The 25,286-nt window shown below is 74.1% G+C and carries 25 protein-coding genes; 12 read left to right on the forward strand and 13 right to left on the reverse strand.

The genetic code is table 11. From position 1 onward, the window contains the following. Nucleotides 1-27: 27 nt before the first annotated feature. Both QMG39_RS01415 and QMG39_RS01420 read right to left on the reverse strand, forming a co-directional pair. On the reverse strand, nt 28-291 hold the full coding sequence (locus tag QMG39_RS01415; RefSeq protein WP_281882037.1) for a zf-HC2 domain-containing protein: 264 nt from the start codon (nt 289-291) through the stop codon (nt 28-30). After that, complete coding sequence (locus tag QMG39_RS01420) at nt 288-923, reverse strand: sigma-70 family RNA polymerase sigma factor (protein WP_281882038.1); 636 nt, start codon at nt 921-923, stop codon at nt 288-290. The genes QMG39_RS01415 and QMG39_RS01420 overlap by 4 nt, the downstream gene beginning before the upstream one ends. Before the next feature lie 110 nt (nt 924-1,033). On the opposite strand from QMG39_RS01420, the gene aroA reads away from it, so the two are divergent. The 4 genes from aroA to bcp all read left to right on the forward strand — a co-directional run bounded on the left by aroA (nt 1,034) and on the right by bcp (nt 4,796). Beyond that, a complete protein-coding gene (aroA, locus tag QMG39_RS01425; protein WP_281882039.1) occupies nt 1,034-2,419 on the forward strand; it encodes a 3-phosphoshikimate 1-carboxyvinyltransferase in 1,386 nt (461 codons plus the stop codon). Beyond that, the gene (gene rsgA / locus QMG39_RS01430; RefSeq protein ID WP_281882040.1) at nt 2,416-3,474 is read left to right on the forward strand and encodes a ribosome small subunit-dependent GTPase A; all 1,059 of its coding nucleotides are present in this window, start codon (nt 2,416-2,418) and stop codon (nt 3,472-3,474) included. Before aroA ends, rsgA begins: the two co-directional genes overlap by 4 nt. 81 nt (nt 3,475-3,555) lie before the next feature. After that, entirely contained in the window at nt 3,556-4,317 is a 762-nt protein-coding gene (locus tag QMG39_RS01435; protein WP_281882041.1) for a GntR family transcriptional regulator, read from the forward strand. After that, nucleotides 4,314-4,796, forward strand: coding sequence for a thioredoxin-dependent thiol peroxidase (gene bcp / locus QMG39_RS01440; protein WP_281882042.1), 483 nt, complete (start codon nt 4,314-4,316; stop codon nt 4,794-4,796). Before QMG39_RS01435 ends, bcp begins: the two co-directional genes overlap by 4 nt. Nucleotides 4,797-4,831: 35 nt before the next feature. Here bcp and QMG39_RS01445 read toward each other — a convergent pair whose 3' ends face one another. After that, nucleotides 4,832-5,278 carry a hypothetical protein gene (locus QMG39_RS01445; RefSeq protein ID WP_281882043.1) on the reverse strand — a complete coding sequence of 149 codons (447 nt, stop codon included), beginning with the start codon at nt 5,276-5,278 and terminating at the stop codon, nt 4,832-4,834. A gap of 202 nt (nt 5,279-5,480) precedes the next feature. Here QMG39_RS01445 and QMG39_RS01450 point away from each other — a divergent pair, with 202 nt between their 5' ends. After that, nucleotides 5,481-5,729, forward strand: coding sequence for a WhiB family transcriptional regulator (locus tag QMG39_RS01450; RefSeq protein ID WP_281882044.1), 249 nt, complete (start codon nt 5,481-5,483; stop codon nt 5,727-5,729). A 55-nt stretch (nt 5,730-5,784) separates the two neighbouring features. On the opposite strand, the gene QMG39_RS01455 is transcribed toward QMG39_RS01450, so the two are convergent. The 3 genes from QMG39_RS01455 to QMG39_RS01465 are packed head-to-tail and all read right to left on the reverse strand — an operon-like array spanning nt 5,785 to nt 9,191. Next, nucleotides 5,785-7,278, reverse strand: coding sequence for a sensor histidine kinase (locus tag QMG39_RS01455; RefSeq protein ID WP_281882045.1), 1,494 nt, complete (start codon nt 7,276-7,278; stop codon nt 5,785-5,787). Nucleotides 7,279-7,324: 46 nt separating this feature from the next. Further along, nucleotides 7,325-8,548, reverse strand: coding sequence for a CpaE/TadZ family protein (locus QMG39_RS01460; RefSeq protein ID WP_281882046.1), 1,224 nt, complete (start codon nt 8,546-8,548; stop codon nt 7,325-7,327). Nucleotide 8,549: 1 nt separating this feature from the next. Further along, the gene (locus QMG39_RS01465; RefSeq protein ID WP_281882047.1) at nt 8,550-9,191 is read right to left on the reverse strand and encodes a hypothetical protein; all 642 of its coding nucleotides are present in this window, start codon (nt 9,189-9,191) and stop codon (nt 8,550-8,552) included. A 121-nt stretch (nt 9,192-9,312) separates the two neighbouring features. Between QMG39_RS01465 and QMG39_RS01470 the strand changes: the two genes are divergently transcribed. Beyond that, nucleotides 9,313-9,603, forward strand: coding sequence for a helix-turn-helix domain-containing protein (locus QMG39_RS01470; RefSeq protein ID WP_281882048.1), 291 nt, complete (start codon nt 9,313-9,315; stop codon nt 9,601-9,603). A gap of 21 nt (nt 9,604-9,624) precedes the next feature. Here the strand turns inward: QMG39_RS01470 and QMG39_RS01475 are convergent, their stop codons facing one another. Next, the gene (locus QMG39_RS01475) at nt 9,625-10,212 is read right to left on the reverse strand and encodes a hypothetical protein (RefSeq protein WP_281882049.1); all 588 of its coding nucleotides are present in this window, start codon (nt 10,210-10,212) and stop codon (nt 9,625-9,627) included. 277 nt (nt 10,213-10,489) lie between these two features. On the opposite strand from QMG39_RS01475, the gene QMG39_RS01480 reads away from it, so the two are divergent. Next, the gene (locus QMG39_RS01480; protein WP_281882050.1) at nt 10,490-10,840 is read left to right on the forward strand and encodes an Rv3235 family protein; all 351 of its coding nucleotides are present in this window, start codon (nt 10,490-10,492) and stop codon (nt 10,838-10,840) included. A 150-nt stretch (nt 10,841-10,990) separates the two neighbouring features. On the opposite strand, the gene secA is transcribed toward QMG39_RS01480, so the two are convergent. The 6 genes from secA to mtrA all read right to left on the reverse strand — a co-directional run bounded on the left by secA (nt 10,991) and on the right by mtrA (nt 19,713). Beyond that, nucleotides 10,991-13,804, reverse strand: a complete 2,814-nt coding sequence (gene secA / locus QMG39_RS01485) for a preprotein translocase subunit SecA (RefSeq protein WP_281882051.1) — start codon at nt 13,802-13,804, stop codon at nt 10,991-10,993. Nucleotides 13,805-13,991: 187 nt separating this feature from the next. Next, a complete protein-coding gene (gene hpf / locus QMG39_RS01490) occupies nt 13,992-14,702 on the reverse strand; it encodes a ribosome hibernation-promoting factor, HPF/YfiA family (protein ID WP_281882052.1) in 711 nt (236 codons plus the stop codon). A gap of 86 nt (nt 14,703-14,788) precedes the next feature. Beyond that, the gene (locus tag QMG39_RS01495) at nt 14,789-15,553 is read right to left on the reverse strand and encodes a ComF family protein (protein ID WP_281882053.1); all 765 of its coding nucleotides are present in this window, start codon (nt 15,551-15,553) and stop codon (nt 14,789-14,791) included. Nucleotides 15,554-15,644: 91 nt separating this feature from the next. Continuing rightward, nucleotides 15,645-17,333 carry an LpqB family beta-propeller domain-containing protein gene (locus QMG39_RS01500; RefSeq protein WP_281882054.1) on the reverse strand — a complete coding sequence of 563 codons (1,689 nt, stop codon included), beginning with the start codon at nt 17,331-17,333 and terminating at the stop codon, nt 15,645-15,647. After that, nucleotides 17,326-19,026 carry an MtrAB system histidine kinase MtrB gene (gene mtrB / locus QMG39_RS01505; RefSeq protein WP_281882055.1) on the reverse strand — a complete coding sequence of 567 codons (1,701 nt, stop codon included), beginning with the start codon at nt 19,024-19,026 and terminating at the stop codon, nt 17,326-17,328. The genes QMG39_RS01500 and mtrB overlap by 8 nt, the downstream gene beginning before the upstream one ends. A gap of 6 nt (nt 19,027-19,032) precedes the next feature. Further along, nucleotides 19,033-19,713, reverse strand: a complete 681-nt coding sequence (gene mtrA / locus QMG39_RS01510) for an MtrAB system response regulator MtrA (protein WP_281882056.1) — start codon at nt 19,711-19,713, stop codon at nt 19,033-19,035. Between the two features lie 176 nt (nt 19,714-19,889). Between mtrA and QMG39_RS01515 the strand changes: the two genes are divergently transcribed. Genes QMG39_RS01515 through QMG39_RS01535 form a run of 5 tightly spaced genes read left to right on the forward strand, consistent with a single transcriptional unit; the run spans nt 19,890 to nt 25,279 of the window. Beyond that, on the forward strand, nt 19,890-21,041 hold the full coding sequence (locus QMG39_RS01515; protein WP_281882057.1) for a DUF7847 domain-containing protein: 1,152 nt from the start codon (nt 19,890-19,892) through the stop codon (nt 21,039-21,041). Between the two features lie 6 nt (nt 21,042-21,047). Continuing rightward, nucleotides 21,048-21,698, forward strand: coding sequence for a DUF4129 domain-containing protein (locus tag QMG39_RS01520; protein WP_281882058.1), 651 nt, complete (start codon nt 21,048-21,050; stop codon nt 21,696-21,698). Beyond that, entirely contained in the window at nt 21,695-22,933 is a 1,239-nt protein-coding gene (locus tag QMG39_RS01525) for a DUF4350 domain-containing protein (RefSeq protein ID WP_281882059.1), read from the forward strand. Before QMG39_RS01520 ends, QMG39_RS01525 begins: the two co-directional genes overlap by 4 nt. A gap of 2 nt (nt 22,934-22,935) precedes the next feature. After that, nucleotides 22,936-23,943: an AAA family ATPase gene (locus QMG39_RS01530; protein ID WP_281882060.1), complete on the forward strand. Its 1,008-nt coding sequence runs from the start codon at nt 22,936-22,938 to the stop codon at nt 23,941-23,943. 1 nt (nt 23,944) lies between these two features. After that, nucleotides 23,945-25,279: a DUF58 domain-containing protein gene (locus tag QMG39_RS01535; RefSeq protein ID WP_281882061.1), complete on the forward strand. Its 1,335-nt coding sequence runs from the start codon at nt 23,945-23,947 to the stop codon at nt 25,277-25,279. Nucleotides 25,280-25,286: the final 7 nt, after the last annotated feature.

Genomic DNA, 25,286 nt, shown 5'->3' on the forward strand with positions numbered 1-25,286 from the left:
GGGGAACGGGTGTGGGCTCAGCGCCGATCAGATGCCGGCGACCGGCGATCCGTGACCTGCCTGGACGTCGCGGATGCGTGCGAGCACCTGGTCGCGGATGTGCTCGGGAGCCTGTTCGCGACACGCGCGCTTGACCGCATCCGTCAGCACCTGTCCCACCCGGAGCTCGCTCGAGCAGTCCTCGCAGTGCGCCATGTGCTCCCGGATGTCGGCGGCGTCCTCCTTGCAGAGCTCGTCGTGGAGGTACTCCTCGAGCTCCGCCTTCGCCTTGTCGCAGCCGCAGTCGGTCATCGCTTCCTCCCGGTGCGCGGTGCGGCCGGCTGCACGGCGAAGCCGCGTTCGCCCGCGTAGTCGGCCAGGAGCTCGCGGAGCATGCGCCTGCCCCGGTGCAGGCGGCTCATCACGGTCCCGATGGGTGTGTGCATCATGTCGGCGATCTCCTGGTACGAGAACCCCTCCACGTCGGCGAAGTAGACCGCGAGCCGGAAGTCCTCGGGCAGCGACTGCAGGGCGTCCTTCACCGCGCTGTCGGGCAGGTGGTCGATCGCCTCGGCCTCGGCCGATCGGCTCGACCGCGCGGTCGTCGACTCCGCACCGCCCAGCTGCCAGTCCTCGAGGTCGTCGATCGCCGACTGGAACGGCTCCCGCTGCTTCTTGCGGTAGGTGTTGATGTAGGTGTTGGTGAGGATGCGGTAGAGCCACGCCTTCAGGTTCGTGCCCTGGGTGAACTGCGCGAACGCCGCGTAGGCCTTCGCGAACGTCTCCTGGACGAGGTCCTGCGCATCCGCGGGATTCTTGGTCATGCGCAGTGCAGCGCCGTAGAGCTGGTCGAGGAACGGGAGGGCCTGCTCCTCGAAGAGCGCCCCCAGGTCCGCCTCGGCCGGCTGTGCGCCCTGCGCGTCACCGGTGGTGTCGGTTGCCATCGGGCGCCATCCTAGGGCGTGCGCCTGTGCGTCCGCGGAACGCGGCTCCACGAGCATCGTCACCCCGCACGCCCCTTCCACCACCACAGCACCGACTATCCTGACAACCGATGCAGATCACCCCGTATTCCGCGCCCGAGTTCGACCCGTACGGCGACGACGACCCGCTCGCCGAGGGCGACGGCGCGTGGGAGGCACCGGTCGCGACCCGGCCCCTCGACGCGACGCTGGCGGTGCCGGGTTCGAAGTCGCTGACGAACCGCGAACTCGTGCTCGCCGCGCTCGCCGACGGCCCGGGGCTGCTGCGGGCGCCGCTGGTCTCCCGCGACACCGACCTCATGGTCGAGGGGCTCCGCGCACTCGGGGTGCGCATCGAGCCGCGCCCCGGCGACGGCGGCTTCGGCGACGACCTGCTCGTCACCCCGCCCGACGAGTTCCTCGGCTCGACCACCATCGACTGCGGCCTCGCCGGCACCGTCATGCGCTTCCTGCCGCCGGTCGCAGCGCTCGCGCTCGGCCCGACCACGTTCGACGGCGACGAGGCCGCGAGGCGGCGCCCCATGGGCGGCATCATCGACGGGCTGCGCGGGCTCGGCGTCGACCTCGACGACGACCGGCGCGGGGGCCTGCCGTTCACGGTGCACGGCACCGGGCGCGTGGGCGGCGGGGAGCTCGCGATCGACGCCTCCGCGTCGAGCCAGTTCGTCTCCGGGCTGCTGCTGGCCGCCGCGCGCTTCGACGACGGGCTCGTGCTGCGCCACACCGGCGAGCGCCTGCCGAGCCTGCCGCACATCGAGATGACCGTCGCGGCGCTCGCCGCGCGCGGCGTCCCCGTCGAGCAGCCGGCCACGGGCACCTGGCGGGTCGCGCCCGGTCCCATCGCCGCGCGCGACGTGTCGATCGAGCCCGACCTGTCGAACGCCGCCCCATTCCTCTGCGGGGCGGTCGCGGCGGGCGGCTCCGTCACGATCACGGGCTGGCCCGAGTCCACGACCCAGGTCGGGGCGCGCCTGGTCGACCTCCTCCCCCGCTTCGGCGCGACCGTGCGACGCGACGGCGACCGGGTCACGGTCTCCGGCGACGGGAGCATCCGCGGCGTGCGCCTCGACCTCGGCGAGGCGGGCGAACTCGTGCCGAACCTCGCCGCGCTGGCCGCCCTCGCCGACGAGCCGAGCGAGTTCACGGGCATCGGCCACATCCGCCACCACGAGACCGACCGGATCGCCGCGCTCGCGGCCGAGTTCCAGGGCCTCGGCGGGCGGGTGACCGAGCTCGACGACGGCCTGCGGTTCGAGCCCGCGCCGCTGCACGGCGGCGAGTGGCGCGCGTACGCCGACCACCGCATGGCGACCACCGGGGCGATCGTCGGCCTGCGCGTGCCCGGGGTGCGGGTGGACGACATCGGGAGCACGTCGAAGACCCTCCCGCAGTTCCCCGGGCTGTGGGCTCGGATGCTCGCGAACGACCCGGCACCGCGAGGCGACGCGTCGGCATGAGCTGGTGGGACACGGACGACGACGAGGACGACGAGTTCGACTTCGACGAGTCCGATGTCCGCGTGCGGCCGAACCCGAAGGCGAACCGCCCCCGCACCAAGGTGCGCCCCGAGCACGCCGACGCCGTGGTCGGGCGCGTGCTGGGGGTCGACCGGGGACGCTACACGGTGCTCGTCGACGACGACGAGGAGCGGGTGGTCACGGCGACGCGCGCCCGCGAACTGCGGCGCAACGCCATCGCCACCGGCGACGCGGTCGACCTCGTGGGCGACACGAGCGGCGACGAGGGCTCGCTCGCACGCATCGTCCGCGTGCGCGAGCGCAGCACCCTGCTCCGGCGCTCGGCCGACGACACCGACCGGGTCGAGCGGGTCATCGTCGCCAACGCCGACCAGCTGCTCATCGTGGTCGCCGCGGCGAACCCCGAGCCCCGCACCCGCCTGGTCGACCGCTACCTGGTCGCGGCGTACGACGCCGGCATCCGCCCGCTGCTCTGCGTGACCAAGACCGACCTGGCCGACCCCGCGCCGTTCCTGGCGAACTTCGCCGGCCTCGACATCCCGACCTTCACGAGCCGGAAGGGCGCCGCGCCGGTGGCCGAGATCGCCGCCGCGCTGGTCGGCCACCGGACCGTGCTCGTCGGGCACTCCGGCGTCGGCAAGTCGACCCTGGTGAACGCCCTCGTGCCGAGCGCCGAGCGGGCGACCGGGCACGTCAACGAGGTCACCGGGCGCGGCCGCCACACGTCGTCGTCGACCGTCTCGCTGCGCGTGGAGACCGGGCCGGGCACCGAGATCGGCGGCGAGCCCGGCCGCGGCTGGGTGATCGACACCCCGGGCATCCGCTCCTTCGGGCTGGGACACGTGGACCCCGGCATCATCCTGCGCTCGTTCACCGACCTCGCGGAGATCGCAGAGGACTGCCCCCGCGGATGCACCCACCTGCCCGACGCACCCGACTGCGCGCTCGACGACGCGGCCGCCGCCGGGCGCCTCGACGAGGTCGGGAGGGCCCGGCTCGACTCGCTGCGGAGGCTGCTCGCGACGTTCGCCTGAGCCGACGCAGGTTCATCCGCCGTTCACCGGGCGTTCAGCCTGAGTCGGCGTCCGTTCGCCCGGCGTCGATACCGTCGCAGCGTGGTCGACGAGCAGGCGGATGACGCGCGGGTGCGCACGGCACTGCTCCGGGGCATCCGTCGCGGCACCTGGGAGGTCGGCAGCCGGCTGCCCAGCGAGTCGGAGCTGTGCGCGACGCTCGACGCCGGGCGCGGGCAGCTGCGCCGGGTGCTCGCCGGGCTCCGCGCGGACGGCATCGTGGCCGGCGGGCGCGGCAGGCCGCCCGTGGTCCGCAGCTCGGTGCCGGTGCGCGCGTTCGAGACCTTCGTGCCGTTCTCGCGGTGGGCCGAGTCGATCGGACAGGTGCCCGGCCAGCGCACGCTCGAGGTCGTGCGGCGCCCCGCGCAGGAGTCCGAGGCCCGCATGCTCGACCTCCCGGTGGAGACCCCCGTCGTCGCGGTCACCCGGGTGCGCTCGCTCGACGAGCGCCCCGCGATGCTGGAGCGCTCGTGCTTCCCCGTCGAGGCGGGCCGGACCCTGCTCCACGCGGACCTCGACCAGGGCTCGGTGCACGACCGGCTGATCGCCGCGGGCGTGCGCCTGGTCACGGCGCGGCACCTCATCGACGCCGTGGCCGCCAGCGGGCTCGAGGCCGAGACCCTCGGGGTCGAGACCGGGTCGCCCATCCTCCGCGAACGGCGCGTCGTGCGCGACGACCGCGGCGTCGCCGTGGAGTTCGCCGACGAGCGCTACCGCCCCGAGGCGGCGCGCTTCTCGATCGAGCACCCGGTGGTCCAGAGCGCGCCGGCTCCCGCGCCCGGCTCGCCTACGATGGACGCATGACCGACGCCGTCCGACTCGCCCCCGGCGATCCCGCGCCCGACTTCACCCTCGACGACCAGGACGGCAACCCCGTCTCGCTGTCCGGCCTGCGCGGCGAGCGAGTCGTGCTCTACTTCTACCCCGCGGCCATGACGCCCGGGTGCACGACCGAGGCGTGCGACTTCCGCGACAGCCTCGCGTCGCTGGCCGCGGCCGGCGTGCGCGTCGTCGGCGTCTCCAAGGACCCGGTCGCCGCGCTCCGCGAGTTCGCCGACCGCGACGGCCTCACCTTCCCGCTGCTCAGCGACACCGGCCTCGAGGTGCAGCAGGCGTACGGCGCATGGGGCGAGAAGCAGAACTACGGGCGCACGGTCACGGGCTCGATCCGCTCGACCTTCGTGATCGACCCCGAGGGCCGCATCGAGAAGGCGATGTACAACGTCAAGGCGACCGGCCACGTGGCGCGCGTGCGCCGCGAGCTCGGCGTCGACGCGGCCTAGCCTCCCGGCGCCGAGACGGCACCGGCGCGCCGGGCTCAGTCCTCGGCGCCCACCACCGGCCGCGCGAAGCACGCCGACACGGGCGGCAGCAGCAGCAGCACGATCACGGTGATCGCGGGAGCCAGCAGGGCCCACCCCACGTCGGGGCGGGCGAACAGCCCCTGGAACGCGCCCACCGCGACGGCGAGCTGCAGCAGCTGCCAGGTGATCGCACCGCCCCGCGCCCACGGCGCGCGACGCGCCGCGGCGACCGCGACCGCGACCACCCAGGTCGCGCCGACGGCCGACACCGCGGTCAGCGCGAGCCCGCTGGCGAGCGAGGACGGCTCGTCGACGAGCAGCTCCATCACCAGCCACGCCGTCACGCCGACCATGAGGGCGGCCTCGGCGAACAGCAGCACGGTCAGCACGACCAGCGCGACGCGCACCATCGGCGTCGGCGCGACCGCGTTCCCGGACCCCGAGTCCTCTTCAGTATTCACAGCGTTATCCCATGCACGACTATTGATCTGCGTCACACACTATGCGAGCATTTACAGGGCCGAGTTGACGCTCACAGGGACGTGAGCCGGTCGCATTCGATCCTACTTCCTGCGACTCGGCCCTTCCCCCAAATGCAGTACCGCCGACACGGCCGCGTCCCACGCGAGTTGCTGCGCACGCACACACGCAAGGAGCACCCCCATGGATTGGCGCGACAAGGCCGCCTGCCTGACCGCAGACCCCGAACTCTTCTTCCCGGTCGGCAACACCGGTCCCGCGATCGACCAGATCGAGAAGGCGAAGGCCGTCTGCGGTCGCTGCACCGTCACCGAGCTCTGCCTGCAGTACGCGCTCGAGACCGGTCAGGACTCGGGCGTCTGGGGCGGCCTCAGCGAGGACGAGCGTCGCGCCCTCAAGCGCCGCGCCGCCCGCGCCCGCCGCGCCTCCTGACCCGGCGCCCACGCGCCACGACCCACGCCCGCCGCGTCGAACGCGGCGGGCGTCGTCATGCCTGGGTGATCCAGCGCATCGGCACCGAGATCGTGACCTCGGTACCCGTGCCGACCACGGTGTGCCAGTCGATGGTCCCGCCGAGCTCGCCCTGGATGAGGGTGCGCACGATCTGCGTGCCGAGCCCCTCGCCCACCTTCCCCTCGGGCAGGCCCGACCCCGTGTCGCGGACCTCCACCGTCAGCGTGTCGGGCGTGCGCTCGGCGGTGATCTCGACGTCGCCCTCCTGGCCGTCGAGCCCGTGCTCGACGGCGTTCGTCACCAGCTCGGTGAGTGCGAGGGCGAGCGGCGTCGCGTAGGCGCTCGGCAGCACCCCGAAGGTGCCCGTGCGCTTCGGGTGCGCGGTGGTGTTGTGCGCGGCCGCGACCTCGGCGACCAGCAGCAGCGTGCGATCGAAGACCTGGTCGAAGTCGACGTTCTGGCTGAGCCCCTCGGACAGCGTGTCGTGCACCACGGCGATCGCGCCGACCCGGCGCATCGCCTGGGTCAGCGCGGAGCGCGCCTCGTCGGAGTGGGTTCGTCGCGCCTGGATGCGCAGCAGCGACGCGACCGTCTGCAGGTTGTTCTTCACCCGGTGGTGGATCTCGCGGATCGTCGCGTCCTTGGTGATGAGCTCCTGCTCCTGGTGCCGCATCTCGGTGACGTCGCGGCAGAGCACGATCGCGCCCACCCGTTCGCCGCGATGGCGGATCGGGATGGCGCGGAGCGTCACGGTCACGCCCTTCGACTCGATGTCGGTGCGCCACGGTGCGCGGCCGGTCACGACGAGGGGCAGCGACTCGTCGACCTCGAGGCGGCCCGCGAGCAGGCGCGTGGTCACCTCGGCCAGCGACTCCGACTCGAGCTCCTCGGCGAAGCCCATGCGGTAGAAGGCCGACAGCGCGTTGGGGCTCGCGAAGGTCGTGACGCCGTCCATGTCGAGCCTGATCAGGCCGTCGGATGCCCGGGGTGCGCCGCGACGGGGCCCGGACGGCGCGCCGAGGTCGGGGAAGTCGCCCGACGCGATCATCGCGAACAGCTCGTCCGCGCAGTCGTTGAAGGTCAGCTCCTGCCGGCTCGGCGTGCGCGACTGGCTCAGGTTCGAGTGCCGCGTGAGCACCGCGATCGGGTGCTCGGAGACCTCGGGGCCGGTCGTCTGCAGCCGGCGCTTGACCGGGACCGCGCGCATTCGCGTGGGCATCTCCTCGTACCAGTCGAGCGCGGACGAGTCGACGATCTCGCCCGTGTCGGCCGCACGGGTGACGAGGTCCCGCCAGTCCTCCTTGAGCGGCTGGCCCACGAAGTCGCGGTAGAAGAGGGTTGCCGCGCCCGAGGGCCTGGCGTGCGCGACGGCCACGAACGGGGCGTCGGCGCCGGGTGCCCAGAGCACGATGTCGGCGAACGCGAGGTCCGCCAGGAGTTGCAGGTCGCCCACGAGCATGTGCAGCCAGTCGAGGTCCTCCTTGCTGCTGCGGCCCTGGGCGAGAACGAGATCACTGAGCGTCGACACGAGTCCCAGCGTACTTCGCGGGGCGCGCGCGGCCGGTCGGCGCCGGCTACGCGCGGGCGAGGAGGCGGCGGACGCGGCGGGGCGCCGCGCCCGCGCCGCCGGGCGCGAGCCGCTCCGCGAGCCCGCGGACGCCCAGTGCCAGGGGCGACCTCGGCGCCGCCTCGACCAGCGGTCGCGCGACGAGGAGCGCGGCGTCCGTCGCGCGCCGGTCGTCGGGCAGCAGCGTCGCGTCGGTGATGCCCGCGAGCCGCTGGAGCGCGTGCCGCGCCTGGCCGCCCGGATCGAGGCCGAGCACCGACGCGCGCACCCGGTTCACGACCGGATGCACCCGGGAGGCATCCGTGAACTCGAGCAGGTCGGCGTAGCCGCGCACGAACCGCGCGAGGCCGACCGTGTCGGCCTGGCCGACCGCGACCGTGCGCTCCGCCACCTCGACGGCGGCGACGGTCGCGGCGTTGCGGCGCGGCGCGAAGACGTCCGTGGAGAGCTCCTCGTCGCGCTCGAGGCAGAAGCCGGTGTCGACGACCACGAGGTCGGCCCAGCCGCGGAGGGCGTCCAGCACGCCCGCGACCCGGTCGGCGGCCAGCTCGGGCCAGCGCCGGGTTCCGGCGAGCCCCGTGAGCACGCGGAACGACCCGCCCGGGGCGGTGTGCCGCTGGGCGAGGCGGTCGAGCTCCGCCCGGTCGAGCGCATCCGAACCCGCGAGGCGGCACGCGGCCGCGAAGCCCGGCGCGGCGTCGAGCAGCCCGAGCTGCGGGGCCACCGCACCGCCGTAGGCGTCGGCGTCGACGAGCACGACCGAGCGTCCCGCCTGCACGAACGACGCCGCGAGGTTGATCGCCACCGTGGTGCGACCGGGGGCGCCGGTCGGCCCCCACACGGCGAGCACCGTGCCCCGCTTCGCATCGGCGGCGCGCGGGGCGTCGCCCGGCATGACCGCACCCTCGACGAGCGCCTCGATCGCGGACCAGTCGGCGCCGGCGTCGGCGACCTCCAGCAGGCCGACGTGACGCGCGTGGTGGTGCTCGAGGTCGTTCGCCGCGAGGGCGACCACCCGGACCCCGCGCTGGTCGCACGCCGCGAGGAGCTCGCGTCCGAGCGTCGCGCGCCCGGCGCCCACGAGCACGACCTCGGGCGCGAGCGCGTCGAGCGAGCCGACGAGCTCGCGCGCGCTCACCAGCCGCGCGACCACGACGTGGCCGTGCTCGACGACATCGGCAAGGATGCGGTCCTCGAGCTCGTGCCCCAGCACCAGGGCGATGCGCGCCATCTCAGCCCGCCCCGCCCGCGCGTGCGCCGACCAGGTGCATCGCGTCGCCCGCCGCGATCGCCGCGAGCACGGCCGGCACCGCGTCGCGCGGCACGGCGAGTTCGACCGACGGCGTGCGGTCGAGCCCGCCCACGCCGGCGTCGTCCCGCGCGATCGCCTGCACGACCGCGCGGGGCACCAGCACCGACGGCGGCCCCCACGCGCCGCGATCCACCGCCTCGGCCGACCAGAGGTCGACCACGCTGCCCGCGCCGAGGGCGGTGGGGAGCTCCCCCGCCGGGCTGATCACGACGGTCGCGAGGGCATCGGCGGATGCGTCGCCGAGCGCCGCGGCCGGCACCAGCTCGCCCTCCCGCACGGTCCGGAGCACGATGCGCTCGCCCGGATCGCCGGACGCGGCGAGGTAGAGCGCCTCGCTCGCCCCGAGCCGCACGTCGACGACGTCGAACTCGTCGAGGCGCACGGTCTCGCCGGGGACGAGCGTGACCGGGGCCGCGTAGACGCGGATCGTGCGGTCGAGCGAGTCCACCAGCAGCCAGGTGCCGACGACCGACGCGAGCACGAGCACGACCCCCACGACCAGTCGCGCATCGGGCGCGCGACGCGCCCGACGACCCGCGGATGCCGCGTCAGAACCGTCCATCGCCCCGCCTCTCGTCCATGTGCCCCGGCGGGGCGCACCCATCGTGATACGAACATGTGAGGTCGCCGTGAAGTTATCCACACGAGAACACGCTTCGAGAGGCTCCCGCCATAATCGACACATGACCAGCTCGGGTGCGGAACCCGTCGGGCGTTTCCTCACGCTCGGCGATGTCGCGGAGATCCTCCGGATCTCGCTCTCCGAGGCCTCCGACCTGGTCCGATCGGGCGAGCTCCCGGCGATCCGCATCTCGAGCGTGGGCGTCTGGCGCGTCGAGCGGGACGTGCTCGAGTCGTACATCGAGGCGAAGTACGAGGAGGCCAGGCGCCTGAACCTGTGGCTGCAGTCGGACTTCGCGAACATCCCCGAGCTCTCGGGCGGCCGGGTCGTCCGCGAGCCGCACCGCGGCTGAGGCCGAACGCGCGCACGGGCGTCACCAGCGCACGAGCATGACGGTCGCGAACGGGATGACCCTGACCTGCCGCACCTCCCCGTCGCGGCGCGCGACCCCGGGTTCGTGCATCGCCAAGTCGAGGTGGTCGCGCCCCACCCGGTCGATCGTGCCGTGGGCCCGGTAGCCGTCGCACGACACGGTGACCGGAGCCCGCCTGCGGCAGAGGTCCCGCAGCACCGCGCCGATGCCGATGCGCTCGCCCACTCCGCCCGGCGCGGCCGCTGCGAGGCTCGAGGCCAGCTGCGGGCGCGATGGCACCACGGCGCCGACGGCGTGCAGCGGAACGAGGCACGGCGACGGCCGTCCGCCGTCGGCGGTGGCCGCCGATCCCGACACCCAGTCGCGGCCGGAGAGCTCGACGGCGAGCACGAGGCTCGAGCCGTCGCGGAGGTCGAGGCGCACGCCGTCGCCGTCGTCGTCGGTCCCGGCCATGGCGACGATGCGCTCGCGGAGGCCCAGTCGGGCGATCCGCAGCCGCTCCTCCTCGGCCCACAGCTCGCGGTCGGCCGCACGACCCGGATCAGCGAGCTCGGCCTCCAGATCGTCGAGGAATCCATCGCTCGACATGGGCGAAACCTACCGTCCGGTTACAGTGCGGAAACGATTTATCCACAATGAGGGTTCCTTATTGACACCGTGCATGACACGCACGTAATTTGCTCAGCAATGACCGACTCGGCCCCCGGTGACGGGGGCCGTCACGTCGCCTCCCGCCGCCGGGTGGCGACGCGTCCCATGTGGAGCAGACATGACCGCAGCAGTTAGGAGGGATGTCGGACCGAGGGGGGCCATCAGGGGTTCCGGCACCGCATTCGATGACGATTTCTTCGCACGGCAGCCGTCGGTGCGCAGCGAGCTTCCAGATCCGGAGCCGCTGCTCACCAACCTGACCCGCTGCGTGATCGAGGTGCTCGCGGGGGCGAGAGAACTCGAGCAGATGGCCAGGTGGGTGAACGACGACGTGTACCGGCACCTGCTGAAGCGCGTCGTGCTCGGTGCCCGCGCGCGTCGCGTCAAGGGGCAGGCCCCCTCGCGACCCGCGTTCAGCATCGGGCGCATCCACCAGTGCGAGCCGCGCGACGGCGTGATCGAGGCGGTGGTGATGGTGCACAGCAAGGCACGCTCGCGCGCCGTCGCGATCCGGCTCGAGGGGCTCGACGCACGCTGGCGCGCGAGCGCCATCAGCGTCCTCTGACCTGCTCGCAGTTCACGGTCGCGGGCCGCGACCGGTCCTGAACGCGCCCGCACGCTCGTGGCGGCGGGCACGCGCGGCCGTCATCACGACTGCACGACCTCCGACGCGCCGGTCGCGATCACGCGCCGGCGCGCCCCGGTTGCCGGGCCTTTAGCGCCCGCGACGCTCCTGCGCCCGGCGCTGCGCCCGGTTCTGCGGCGCCTGCGCCGGCGACTGCTCCGCCGACGTGGGCTGGCCGAACGCCCCGCGCGCGACCTCCTGGCCGGTCGGCCGCGGCATCGACTGCGACTGCTGCGCGGCGACCGCGCGACGGGCGCGCTGCGTGGCCGCCTGCTGCACCTGGCCGCGCTGGTTGCGCACCTCCACGCCGCCGGAGTCGCTCGGCGCGGAGTAGCTGAGCTTCTCCTCCGGTGCCTGCTGGCGCGTCAGGCCACGGGCCGCGATGGTCGGGCCTGCGGCACCCGCCGGGTTGACCTCGACCTCGAGGTTGAACAGGAAGCCCACCGACTCCTCGCGGATCGAGCCCATCATCTGCTGGAACATCGCGTAGCCCTCGCGCTGGTACTCCACGAGCGGGTCGCGCTGCGCCATGGCGCGCAGGCCGATGCCGTCCTTGAGGTAGTCCATCTCGTAGAGGTGGTCGCGCCAGCGCCGGTCGATGACCGAGAGCACCACGCGGCGCTCGAGCTCGCGCATCGCCGGCGACCCGAGCTGCTCCTCGCGGCGCCCGTAGGCGAGCTTCGCGTCGGAGAGGATCTCGCTGCGCACGAACTCGCGGTTGATGCGGCCCTTCTCGCCGGCCTCGGCGACGACCTCGTCGATCGTGATGCCGATCGGGTAGAGCGTCTTGAGCTCGGCCCAGAGCGCGTCGAAGTCCCACTCGTCGGGGTTGCCCTCGCCGATGTGCTGGTCGAGCACCTCGTCGATGACGTCCTCGAGGAAGTGCTGCGTGCGCTCGTGCAGGTCGTCGCCCTGCAGGATGTGCCGGCGGTCGCCGTAGATCGCCTCGCGCTGGCGGTTCAGCACGTCGTCGTACTTCAGCACGTTCTTGCGGATCTCCGCGTTGCGCGTCTCGACCTGCGACTGGGCCGAACGGATGGCGCGGGTCACGACCTTGGACTCGATCGCGACGTCGTCGGGCACGCCGCGCGACATGAGGCTCTCGGCGGCGCCCGAGTTGAACAGGCGCATCAGGTCGTCGGTCAGCGACAGGTAGAACCGGCTCTCGCCCGGGTCGCCCTGGCGGCCCGAGCGGCCGCGCAGCTGGTTGTCGATGCGGCGCGACTCGTGGCGCTCGGTGCCGAGCACGTAGAGCCCTCCGGCCGCGAGCACCTTCTCGGCCTCGGTCGCGACGGTGGCCTTGACGCGGTCGAAGACGCCGTCCCACTCGGCCTCGTACTCGTCGGGCGTCTCGGCGGGGCTCAGGCCCTTCTCGTGCATCTCCTGCACCGCGAGGAACTCGGCGTTGCCGCCGAGCATGATGTCGGTGCCGCGACCGGCCATGTTCGTCGCCACGGTGACCGCGCCGAGCCGGCCGGCCTGGGCGATGATCGCGGCCTCGCGCGCGTGGTTCTTCGCGTTCAGCACCTCGTGCCGCACGCCCTTCTTCGCCAGCAGGCGCGAGAGGTACTCGCTCTTCTCGACGCTGGTGGTGCCGACGAGCACGGGCTGGCCGTTCCGGTGGCGCTCGACGATGTCCTCGACGACCTGGGCGAACTTCGCCTCCTCGTTCTTGTAGACGAGGTCGGGCTGGTCGATGCGCACCATCGGCTTGTTCGTCGGAATGGCGACGACGCCGAGCTTGTAGGTCGACATGAACTCGGCGGCCTCGGTCTCGGCGGTACCGGTCATGCCGGCGAGCTTGCCGTAGAGCCGGAAGTAGTTCTGCAGCGTGACGGTGGCGAGGGTCTGGTTCTCGGCCTTGACCTGCACGCCCTCCTTCGCCTCGATCGCCTGGTGGATGCCCTCGTTGTAGCGGCGGCCGACCAGGATGCGTCCGGTGTGCTCGTCGACGATGAGCACCTCGCCGTTCATGACGACGTAGTCCTTGTCGCGCTTGAACAGCGCCGCGGCCTTGATCGCGTTGTTGAGGAACGAGATCAGCGGCGTGTTCGCCGACTCGTACAGGTTGTCGATGCCGAGGTAGTCCTCGACCTTCTCGATGCCCGGCTCGAGCACGCCGACGGTGCGCTTCTTCTCGTCGACCTCGAAGTCCTCGCCCGGCACCAGGCGCTGCGCGAGGCGCGCGAACTCGCCGAACCAGCGGTTCGCCTCGCCCGAGGCCGGGCCCGAGATGATGAGCGGCGTGCGCGCCTCGTCGATGAGGATCGAGTCGACCTCGTCGACGATCGCGAAGAAGTGGCCGCGCTGCACCATGTCGGAGGACTGCCACGCCATGTTGTCGCGCAGGTAGTCGAAGCCGAACTCGTTGTTGGTGCCGTACGTGATGTCGGCCTGGTACTGCTCGCGCCGCTCCGTGGGGTTCTGGCCGGCCACGATGCATCCGGTCGTCATGCCGAGCGCGCGGAACACGCGGCCCATGAGCTCGGACTGGTAGCTCGCGAGGAAGTCGTTGACGGTGATGATGTGCACGCCGCGGCCCGCGAGCGCGTTGAGGTACGCGGCCGTCGTCGCGACGAGCGTCTTGCCCTCACCGGTCTTCATCTCGGCGATGTTGCCGAGGTGCAGCGCCGCGCCGCCCATGAGCTGCACGTCGTAGGGGCGCATGCCCAGCGTGCGCTTGGCGGCCTCGCGGATCGCCGCGAACGCCTCCGGGAGCAGGTCGTCGAGCGACTCGCCGCCGAGGTAGCGCTCGCGCAGCTCGACCGTCTCGTGCTTCAGTTCCTCGTCGCTCAGGGAGCTGAAGTCCTCCTCGAGGGCGTTGACCGCCTTCGCGTAGTGCTCCAGTCGCTTGAGCGTGCGTCCTTCGCCGACGCGAAGAACCCTTTCCAGAATTGAGGCCACGGATGCTCTCCACTCGTCGTACGGCGCGTGATCCGCGCCGCTCGCGGGGCGCGATCAAGGTCGCGTCGGCCCGCAGCGGTCGATCATAGCAATGGTATCGGCGAGCGGGCTGAGTGCCCGGCGCGGCCGTGGACGGATGCGGCGCTGCCGCGGGGCGGCGGTCCGTCGGGCCGCCGCCCCGCACGCGTCAGCCGCGCGCCGCGCCCGCTTGGACGAGCTGCTCCTCGAGGCCCTCGGGGCTCGCGGCGTCGGCCTGCTCGTCGAGGCCGATGAGCCCGTAGTCCCAGCCCTTCCGCCGGTACACGACGCTCGGGCGGCCGTTCTCCGAGTCGATGAACAGGTAGAAGTCGTGGCCGACGAGCTCCATGAAGTAGAGGGCGTCGTCGACGGTCATGGGCGTCGAGGCGAACACCTTGCGCCGGATGACCACCGGGCAGTACTCGTCCTCGACCTCCTCGGGTGCGGCGGCCTCCTCGACGGGCGCGCCGCCGTCACGGACGCGCTCGAGCACGGCCGCGTCGGCCGGCTGGACGCCGTGGCCGAGGAAGCCGTCGGTGCTGGCCTCGCGCAGCGACTTCGGGCGGTGCTGCCCGCGATGGACCTTCCGGCGGTCCTTCGCCCTGCGGACGCGCTCCATGAGGCGCCCCAGGGCGACGTCGAACGCAGCGTACTTGTCCTGGCCGTCTGCTTCGGCCCGGACGACGGGTCCCTTCCCGATCAGGGTGAGCTCCACCCGGTCGGGCCCGCTGTTCCCGTTGGTCTCGTGGTGCCGGCTGACCTTGATGTCGAGGGCCAGGGCGCGGTCCGCCAGGTGCTCGACCTTCTCGGCCTTCTCGGCGGCGTAGTCGCGGAAACGGTCGGTGATACCCAAGTTGCGTCCGACGATGTGCAGTTCCATGACGACCTCCCAGATCCGGCGTGCCGCCCGGGGAAGGGCGAGAACTCCACGCCTTGCTCTCACGTTAACCCGGCGCCTCGGCAAAGTCACGGAATCTTTCCCGAACGTTCCGTGCGTGGATCATCGGGGTCGGCTATGGCCCCGAGACGATGCGGATGCCCGTGCCGGGACGCCGTGCGCCGAGGGGTCCGCGCGAGCGCGGCGACGCCCGTCACGCGCGCACCGCCGGCCTCCAGGGCGCGCACCGCCTCCCGTGCGGTGGCCCCCGTCGTGACGATGTCGTCGACGAGGACGACGGCGCGCCCGCGGGCCCGCGGGAGCGCCCGGAGCGCGCCCGCCGCGTTCCGCGCGCGCTCCTCGAGGCCGAGGCCGGCCTGGTCGGCACGCGCGCCGGTGCGCGCCAGCAGGCGCTCCGCGCGCAGGCCCGAGTGGCGCAGCAGCAGCCCGACGGGGTGGTAGCCGCGCTCGCGCCGGGCACGTGCCGACGACGGCACGACGACGAGCACGGGGCGCGGCGCGGGCCCCGGCGCGGCGGCGCGGGCGAGCGCCGCCACCGCTGCCACCGCCGCACCGAGCGCGGGTGCCAGCGCGGCCGCCGCGTCGGTGCGCCCGCCGTCCTTGTACGCCCCGAGGACCGCGCGGACGACGCCGTCGTACTCGAGCGCCGCGGTGAAGCGCAGGTCGCCGCGTGCGTCCTCGACGGGCTCCGGCCGCAGCGCCCCCGCGCACGCGGCGCACACCGGGCGGCCGCCCGCCCCGCACCCCGCGCACCGCACCGGGAGCAGCACGGCGGCCGCGTCGCGCAGCGCGTCGAGGAGCGGCGTCGGGAGTGCGCGCGCGGCGGGCGTCATGCACCGATCGTCGCCGGCGGCTCCGGGCGCGGCACCGGCTCACGGGCATCCGCCCGACCGCGCTTCGGCACGCACGGCTGTGGAGGGCGGTTCAGCCCTGCTGCGAGGCGACGAAGTCGATTCCCGTGGAGCGCACCTGCCAGGCCACGCCGCTCTGCTGGACGAGGTCGCCCTCCCCCGTCAGGATGCGCGCCTCGCGCACGGTGTTGCCGCCCACGATCTCGAGGCCGTCGTCCGGACCGATGCGGGTCGTGCTGGTGCCGCCGACGTCCTGCGTGATCACGACGGTGTCGCCGTCGGGCGCGGTGGTGATCGAGGCGACCGTGCTCGGGCCGAGCCACGCGACGTCGCGCGCCGTGCCGTCGACGGCGGTGAGCGGCAGCCGGCCGCCGAGCGCGTCGGGCAGGTCGAGTTCGGCGGCGCGCGCGATCGACGCGACCTCGAGCTGGGTGCCCTCGTCCGACTGGATCAGCACGAGCAGGCGGGTGCCGTCGCGCGAGACCGACAGCGCGGCGATGCCCGAGGCCTCCGGCCACGGCGTCGAGACGATGCCCTGCGAGCCGTCGGGCGCGTGCCAGGCGATCCGGTCGGCCCGCCGGTCCGTCGCCGTCCAGACGATGCCGTACCCGTCGATCGCCGGGGTCACGAGGCCGGCGCGGTCGTCCACGCGCTCGGGGTCCTCGCCGGCGCGCACGACCCACGCGCCCGATGCGGCGAGCACGGCGACCGTCTCGCCGTCCGGGCCGACCGCGGCGTCCCGCGGCTCCAGCTCCTCCACGGCGGCGGAGACGCCGTCGATGCGCGTGACCTGCTGGGCCGACGTCGACAGGTACCCGAACTCGCCGTCGCGGAACACGACCGTGCGCGGGTCGACGCGCGGGTTCAGCACGGGCACCGAGAGCGCGAGGTCGGGGATCTCGTCGTCGGCGCCGTTGATGCGCAGGCGCACGTCCTCGATGCCGCGCACGGTGCCGAGGCTCTCCTGGAACTGCAGCTCCATGAGCTGCAGGGTGCGCAGGTCGTCGGTCACGTCGCCGGTGAGGGCGATCTCGGCGATCCGCGACTCGACCGGCACCGCACCGGGGTCGAGTCGAAGCCCGTCGGGGATCGCACTCGCCACGCCCGGGGCCAGCCACTCGGCGGGCCCCCGCAGGAGCTCGCGCACGATGCTCGTCTGGGTCGACTCGCGCCGGGCGAACCAGCGCACGTCGGGCACGAGGTAGGTGCCGGTGGGGTCGTAGAAGTACAGCGGGTACTGGGCGAACGCGATGTCGAAGATCGCGTCGTCGACCAGCACGCCCTGCGGCGCCCGCGAGATGCGCCACTCCCCCGCGACCTGGGTGAGCTCGTAGTCCAGCGTGACGCGCGAGGCGGAGACGGTGTCGTCGTACTCGCCGTTCTCGGCGAGGCCCGCGACGGGCTCGGCCTGGATGCGCCAGCTGTTCTCGTCGAGCTCCACGTACTGCCGGGAGGCGATGCGGTCGACGGTCGCGCCGGCGTCGGGGGTCCACTCCTCGGCGAAGTCGGGGGTGAGGAACAGCCGCGCGGTCTGGTAGTTGTTGCGCGGGCTGGCCGCGGCGTCGACGAACCCGCGCACGACCTGCTCGGGCGAGCTGCCGGCGACCGGGCCCGAGGCGACCACGTCGACCTCGACGGTGTCCTCGCCGGTGGCGACCTGGCCGGCGTTCACGCCGCCGGAGGTGGGGATGCTCGCGCAGCCCGCGAGCACGAGCACGGCGAGCAGGGCGACGGATGCCGCCTGCCGCATCGGACTACGCATGGTCGGCCTCCGTCCGCTCGAGCCCGTCCTCGGCGGTGGGCACGGGGCCGGTCGAGCCGACCGAGTCGACCAGGCGGGCCACCTCGGGGTCGACGCCCTCCGCGTCGTCGGGCGGCAGGTGCAGCGGGGAGGACGCGACGACGTCCCCCGCCCGGCGGGGCAGGGTGAGCCGGAAGCACGAGCCCTGGCCCGGCTCGGACCACACCTCGAGCCAGCCGCCGTGCACGTGCGCGTCCTCGAGCGATATCGCCAGCCCGAGCCCGGTGCCGCCGATCGAGCGCTTGCGGCTCGGATCGGCGCGCCAGAACCGGTCGAAGACGCGGTCGGCGTCCTCCGCGGTCATGCCCATGCCGTAGTCGCGCACGGCGAGCGCGACCGCGCGCTCGTCGCTGTCGACGGAGACGACGATCGGCCTGCCCTCGCCGTGCTCGATGGCGTTGCCGAGCAGGTTGCGCACGACCCTGCGGATGCGGCGGGGGTCGACCTCGGCGTCGAGGTGGCCGCCCGGCGCGACCACGCGCATGTCCGAGCCGCGCTCCTCGGCGAGCGAGCGCATGCCGTCGACGGCATCCGTCGCGAGGTGCACCAGGTTCGTCGGCTCCGACTCGAGCTCGACCGACCCGGCGTCGTACCGGCTGATCTCGAGCAGGTCGGACAGCAGCGTCTCGAAGCGCTCGGTCTGGGTGTGCAGCAGCTCGACCGTGCGCGAGGTCGCCTGCCGGAAGTCCTCCCGCTGCTGGTAGAGCACGTCGCCCGCCAGCCGGATGGTGGTGAGCGGCGTGCGCAGCTCGTGCGAGACGTCGGAGACGAAGCGCTGCTGCATGACCGACAGCTCGGCGAGCTCGTGGATGCGCTGCTGGAGGCTGTCGGCCATGCCGTTGAACGACTCGGAGAGCGTCGCGAGCTCGTCCTCGCCCTTGATCGGCATGCGGACGGCCAGGTCGCCGCCCGCGAACCGGCGACTGGTCGCCGACACGGCCTGGATCGGCTCGATCACCCAGCGCACGACGAGGAGGGTGATCACCGCGAGGAGCACGAGCAGGGCGACCGCGCCGACGACGCCCGTGAACTGCATGAACGCGAGCGTCGCGTCGGCATCGGCGAGGTTGTAGCCGATGTACAGCTCGTACCGGCCGGCGGTGGGGATCTCGACGTCGGTGCCCACGACCACGCCCGGCACCGCGGAGCCGTCGAGCTCGACGAACTCGACCGACTGCCAGAACTGGCTGCCCGGGTTCTCCTGCACGGTGGCGCGCAGCTGGTCGGTGATGGCGTTGGTGAGCTGGTTCGTGCCCTGGTCCTGCGGCGCGACCTCGGAGACCTCCTGGTCCGGCGCGCGGTAGACCGCCACCAGCGGGCTCGACGCCGTCACGCTCGCGCGCTCGATGGCCGACCGCAGCACGCTCTGGAGCGCGGCCCGGTCGGTGGCGTCCGACGAGTCGAGCACGGCCTGCGCGGCGGACTCGGCGTTGGTCGAGGCGTCGAGCACCTGGTCGAGCCGGGTCTGGAACAGGTTCGACGCGATGCTGAACGAGATGTAGAGCCCGATCACGAGGATCGCGAGCCCCGAGAGGGTGATCGTGATGAGGACCGTGCGGAACTGGAGCGAACGGCGGAACAGCGCGGCGAACTGCCCGGGCCAGCTCCGCCACGAGCGCCAGGTGATCGGGAGCAGCTCGCCGTCGCCGCGCACGGTGCCCTAGACGGTGGCCCCGGCCCGGTACCCGACCCCGCGCACCGTCATCACGATGCTGGGGTTGTCGGGGTCGAACTCGACCTTCGCGCGCAGGCGCTGCACGTGCACGTTCACGAGCCGGGTGTCGGCCTTGTAGTGGTAGCCCCACACCTGCTCGAGCAGCATCTCGCGGGTGAAGACCTGCTGCGGCTTCGACGCGAGCGTGAGCAGCAGGTCGAACTCGAGCGGGGTGAGCGCGATGAGCTCGTCGCCGCGGCGCACCTCGTGCGCGGCGGCGTCGACGGTCAGGTCGCCGACGCGCAGCAGGTCGGCCTCGCCGTCGCCGACGGGGCGGAGCCGGGTGCGGATGCGCGCGATCAGCTCCTTCGGGTTGAACGGCTTGACCATGTAGTCGTCGGCGCCCGACTCGAGTCCCTTCACGACATCGGCCGTGTCGGACTTCGCGGTGAGCATGATGATCGGGGTCCCGGACTCGGCGCGGATGCGCGAGCAGACCTCGATGCCGTCGACGCCGGGCAGCATCAGGTCGAGCAGCACGAGGTCGGGCCTGACCTGGCGGAACTCGTCGAGGGCCGACGTGCCGTCGGCGCAGAAGAACGGCTCGAAGCCCTCCGTCCGCAGCACGATGCCGATCATCTCGGCCAGTGCCTGGTCGTCGTCGACCACGAGTACGCGTGCGCTCATCCGTCCCGTTCCCGTTCGTCCGTGCGCCGGCAGCGATCACGGCGCGTTCCCCAGCGTAGTCGAGCGGCGGGAGAGCGGTTCCTCGTGCATCCCGGCGGGTGCCGCACGCGGTGGACGACGGCGTGCCGTGCCCACGCCGGACGTGGCACGATGGGTGCACGCGTGAGGAGGCACCGGTGACCGATCAGACGTGGCATCCGCCGACCGGCCCCGGAGGCCCGTCGGGCACCGGCGCACCGGCCGGCTACGGCCCCGGCCCCGGCCCGCAGGATCCCGGCGCGGGCCCGCAGGCGCCCTCCGGCGGGCAGCCCGGCCCCGACGCGGGCTGGACTCCGCCGCCGCGCCCGGGCCTCGTGCCGCTGCGCCCGCTCGGATTCGCCACGCTGCTCGGCGCCCCGTTCCAGACCATCCGGCGCAACCCCGGCCCCACCTTCGGCAGCGGCCTGCTCGTGCAGGCCGTCGTCAGCCTCGGGTCGGCCGCGCTGCTGCTGCCGTTCATGTTCGGCCTCGTCGACCGCCTCGAGCGGGCGTCGGCCGGCGACGTCGACGCGATCGCGAGCGGCGCCGTCGCGGGGCTGCTGCTGCTCATGCTCGTGCCGCTCGCGGTCTCGGTGGTCGGATCGGCCTTCCTGCAGGGGATCATGGTCGTCGACGTCGCGACCGGCGCCCTCGGCGGGAAGGCGGGATTCGCGACCGTGTGGCGGCGCACGGCGCGCCGCATCTGGCCGCTGATCGGGTGGGTGCTGCTGCTGGCGGCCGCCGCGACCGTGGTCGTGGTGCTGCTGGTGGGGATCGTGCTCGGGTTCGCCCTGATCGAGCCCGTGCTCGTGTTCGCGGGCGTCGCCGTCGCCGTGCTCGTCGGGCTGGGCGCCGCGGTCGTCGCGGCGTGGCTGTACACCAAGCTCTCGCTCACCCCGAGCGCGATCGTGCTCGAGGGCCGCGGCCTCGGCAGCGCGATGGCCCGCTCCTGGCGGCTCACCGACGGCCACTTCTGGCGGGTCTTCGGCGTCGAGGTGCTCGTCGCCGTGATCGTGAACGTGGCCGCCCAGGTCATCGTGCAACCGGTCAGCTTCGTCGGCGGCATCGCGTCGGTGCTGGTCGACCCGACCGGCACGGGCGCCGGCGTCTGGGTGATCGTGGTCACCTACGTGGTCGCCATCGGGCTCTCGATCGTGGTCGGCGCCGTCGCGGCCGTCGCGCAGTCCGCCGTGGTGGCGCTGCTCTACCTCGACCTGCGGATGCGCCGCGAAGGACTGGACCTCGAGCTCCAGCGCGTGGTCGAGCTGCGCCAGGCCGGACAGCCCGTCGACGACCCGTTCGCCGCCTGAGGCCCGATGCGCCTCGACGTGCCGCTGGACCCCGACGCCGACGAGGCGCGGCGACTGCTCGAGGAGGAGCTGCGCTCGCCCGAGTACGCCGCGGCGAGCCCGACCGCGTTCGACCGCGCCGCCGACGCGGTGCGCCAGTGGCTCGCGGACCTGTTCACCGGCGGCGCAGGCCTTCCCGCGCCGACCCTGCTGCTCATCGGCGCGGTCGTGGCCGCGGGGATCGTCGTGGCGCTGCTGCTCGTGTACGGCGTGCCGCGGCTGCGACGCCGCACGAGCTCGTCGGGCGCGGCGCTCCTCGGCGACGACGACCTGCGGAGCGCCGCGAGGCTGCGCCGGGCGGCCGCCGCCGCGGCGGCCGCGGGCGACTGGGACACCGCGGTGGTCGAGGCGTACCGCGGGCTGGCCAGGGGCCTCGACGAGCGCACGGTGCTGACGCTGCTGCCCGGCACGACCGCGCACGGCGTCGCCGACGGCGCGGCACCCGCGTTCCCGTCGCTCTCGCGACGGCTCGCCGACGCGGCCGACGACTTCGAGCGAGTGCGGTACGGCGGCGGCCACTCCGACGGCGCCGCCTACGCGCGCGTGCGCGACCTCGACGCCGAGCTCGCCCGCACGACGCCCGCCGGCCTCGCCGAACCCGCCGGAGCCGCGACGTGAGCGCGCCCGCCCCCGCCTCCGACGTCGCACCCGCCGAGACGCCGACGGTGCGCCGCGCGCTCGCCGACCGGCGCGGCTGGATCGTCGTCGGCGCACTCGTGCTGGTCGCCGCGATCGGCGTCGCGGTGCTGCAGGGCGCGGGCGCCGGCACCGGCCGGCCGCTCGCGGTCGACGGCGCCGCGCCCGCGGGCGGTGCCGCGGTCGCCTCGGTGCTCGCGGAGCAGGGCGTGCAGGTCACGCCGGCGGACTCCCTCGCCGCGGCGCTGCCCCGCGCCGCGGGCGCCACCGTGCTGCTGGTCGACGACCTCGGACTGCTCGAGCCGGCGCGGGTCGCCGAGCTCGCAGACGCCGCGGACCGACTCGTGGTCGTCGCCCCCACGTTCGCCGCGCTCGAGGCGCTGGCGCCCGGCGTGCGCTTCGGCGGGGTCTCGGCCGGCCCGACGGATGCACCGGGCTGCGACCTGCGCGCCGCGGTGCGCGCGGGCGCGCTCGGCGGCACCGGCGCCGTGCTCACGCTCGACGACGAGGCGACGGATGCCGGCTGGCGCGGGTGCTTCCCGGACGAGACCGGCGCGGTGCGCGTCGCGGTCGGCCCCGGCGGCGACGACCCCGACGTGGTGCTCGTCGCGGGAACCGAGGTCCTCGCCAACGACACGGTCACCGACGCGGGCAACGCCGCGCTCGCGCTGGGCCTGCTCGGCGCAGGCGACCGGCTCGTCTGGTACCAGCCCGGTCCGGGCGACGTGGACGGCGCGCGGCCGGGCATCGCCGAGCTGACCCCGCCGTGGGTCTCGCCGGTGCTGCTGCTGCTCGTCGCGACCACCGTCGCCGCCGGTGTCTGGCGCGGCCGCCGGTTCGGTCCGCTCGTCGTCGAGCGGCTCCCCGTGGTCGTGCGCGCCCGCGAGACGACCGAGGGCCGCGGACGGCTGTACGCCCGCAGCGCCGCGCGCGGCCGCGCGCTCGACGCGATGCGCATCGGCGCGCTCGGCCGCACCGCGGCACGCGTGGGCCTCGCCGGGCACGCGCCCGCGGGCGACATCGCCGACGCGGCGGCCGCGCTGCTCGGCATCGATCCCGCGCGCGTCCGCGCCCTGCTCATCGGGGAGCCGCCCGCCGACGACGCGGAGTTCACGCGGCTCGCACGCGAGCTCGACGACCTCGAGGAGCGCGTCGCCGCCGCGGTCCGCGCACCCGGTGCATCCGACGACCCGACCGCCCGACCCAGGAACAGGTGACCATGACCGACCCCGCCACCCCGACCGGCCCCACCGCCCCGGCCGCGCCGACCGCATCGGACGCCGAGCTCCGCGAGCGCCTCGGCCGCGTGCGCACCGAGGTCGGCCGTGCCGTCGTCGGCCAGGACGGCGCCGTCACGGGGCTCATCATCGCGCTGCTCGCACACGGCCACGTGCTGCTCGAGGGCGTGCCCGGCGTCGCGAAGACCCTGCTCGTGCGCGCGCTCAGCCGCGCGCTCGACCTCGACACCCGACGCATCCAGTTCACGCCCGACCTGATGCCGGGCGACGTGACCGGGTCGGTCGTGTACGACCCGCGCGACGCGGCGTTCGAGTTCCGCGAGGGCCCGGTGTTCACGAACATCCTGCTCGCCGACGAGATCAACCGCACGCCCCCGAAGACGCAGTCGGCGCTGCTCGAGGCCATGGAGGAGCGCCAGGTGTCGACCGACGGCGTGACCCGGCCGCTGCCCGACCCGTTCCTCGTCGCCGCGACGCAGAACCCGGTGGAGTACGAGGGCACGTACGCGCTGCCGGAGGCGCAGCTCGACCGGTTCCTGCTGAAGCTCGTGCTCGACCTGCCCCCGCGCGAGACCGAGGTCGAGGTGCTCCGACGGCACGCCGACGGGTTCGACCCGCGCGACCTCGAGGCCGCAGGCGTGCGGGCGGTGCTCGACGCCGACGGCCTCGCGGCCGCGCGCGGGGCCGCCGCCGCCGTGACGGTGACCGACGAGGTGCTCGGCTACGTCGTCGACCTCGCCCAGGCCACGCGCCGCAGCCCGTCGGTCGCGCTCGGCGCGAGCCCGCGCGGGGCGACTGCGCTGCTGGCGGCGTCGAAGGCCTGGGCGTGGCTGCGCGGCGACGCGGCGGTCACGCCCGACCACGTGCAGGCCATGCTGCCGCCGACCTGGCGCCACCGCGTGGTGCTGCGCCCGGAGGCCGAGCTCGAGGGCGTCGACGTCGACGCGATCCTCGGCTCGGTCGTGCAGCAGGTGCGGGTGCCGCTCTGACATGGCCTGGTCCGGACGCTTCGCGCTGCTCGTCGCCACCGGCGTCGTGCCGCTCGTGCTGCTCGGCGGCACCCCGGCGGCGGCGTGGGCGGTGCTCGCCGGCTGGCTCGGGCTCGCGGTGACCGCGGGGCTCGTCGACCTCGCCCTCGCGGGCAGCCCCCGGCAGGTGGCGCTCGAACGCGAGACGCCGGCGCGCGTGCGGCTCGGCGAGCACGCGACCGGGCGGCTGCTCGTGACCAACCGCGGCGCGCGGCGCATCCGCGGCGTCGTGCGCGACGGCTGGGAGCCGTCGGCCGGGCTGGCCGGCGCGAATCGGGCGCGGGTGGTCCTGCCGCCGGGCGAGCGCCGCGCCGTGCCGCTCGCGTTCGTGCCGACCCGCCGCGGCGAGCGCAGGGCCCGGTCGGTCACGCTGCGCTCGTGGGGACCGCTCGGGCTGTGGGCCAGGCAGGCGACGCTCAGCGCCGAGGGCCGGATCCGCGTGCTGCCCCCGTTCCGCTCCCGGCGGCACCTCGCCTCGCGGGTCGCCCGGCTGCGCGAGCTCGAGGGGAACACGCCGGTCATGGTGCGCGGCGCCGGCACCGAGTTCGACTCGCTGCGCGAGTACGTGCGCGGCGACGACGTGCGCTCCATCGACTGGCGGGCGACCGCCCGGCGCGACGCGGCCATGACCGGCGGCGGGCAGCGCCTGATGGTGCGCACCTGGCGGCCCGAGCGCGACCGCCGCGTGGTGCTCGTCGTCGACACCGGCCGCACCGCGGCCGCGCGCGTGGGCGACGAGCCCCGGCTCGACACGTCGATCGAGGCGAGCCTGCTCCTCGCGGCCCTCGCGAGCCGCGCCGGCGACCGGGTCGACCTCGTCGCCTGGGACCGGCGGGTGCGCGCCCGGGTGCAGTCGGTCACCGGGCCGACGCTGCTGTCGCGCATGGTCGACGCGCTCGCGCCCGTCGAGGCCGGGCTGATCGACACCGACTGGAGCGCCGTGCCGGCGCTCGTGCGGCAGGTGACGAGCCAGCGCGCGCTCGTCGTGCTCTGCACCGGAATCGACACCCCCGCCGCGGCACGGGGCATGCTCGGCGTGCTGCCGACGCTGACCGCGTCGCACACCGTGCTCGTGGCATCCGTCACCGACCCCTCGCTCGACGCCGACCGGCGCGACCGGACCGACCGGGAGGCCGCGTACCTCGCCGGCGCCGCCGAGCGCGCGCTCCGTGACGCCGACCGGGTGGCCGCGGCGATCCGGCGCCTCGGCGCCGACGTCGTGCAGGCCGCGCCCGCCGAACTGCCGCCCGCCCTCGCCGACCGCTACCTCGCACTGAAGGCCGCGGGCCGGCTCTGATCGCGAC

This window comes from Agromyces rhizosphaerae, from assembly GCF_027925245.1.
In the GTDB taxonomy this organism is placed as follows: Bacteria; Actinomycetota; Actinomycetes; order Actinomycetales; family Microbacteriaceae; genus Agromyces; species Agromyces rhizosphaerae.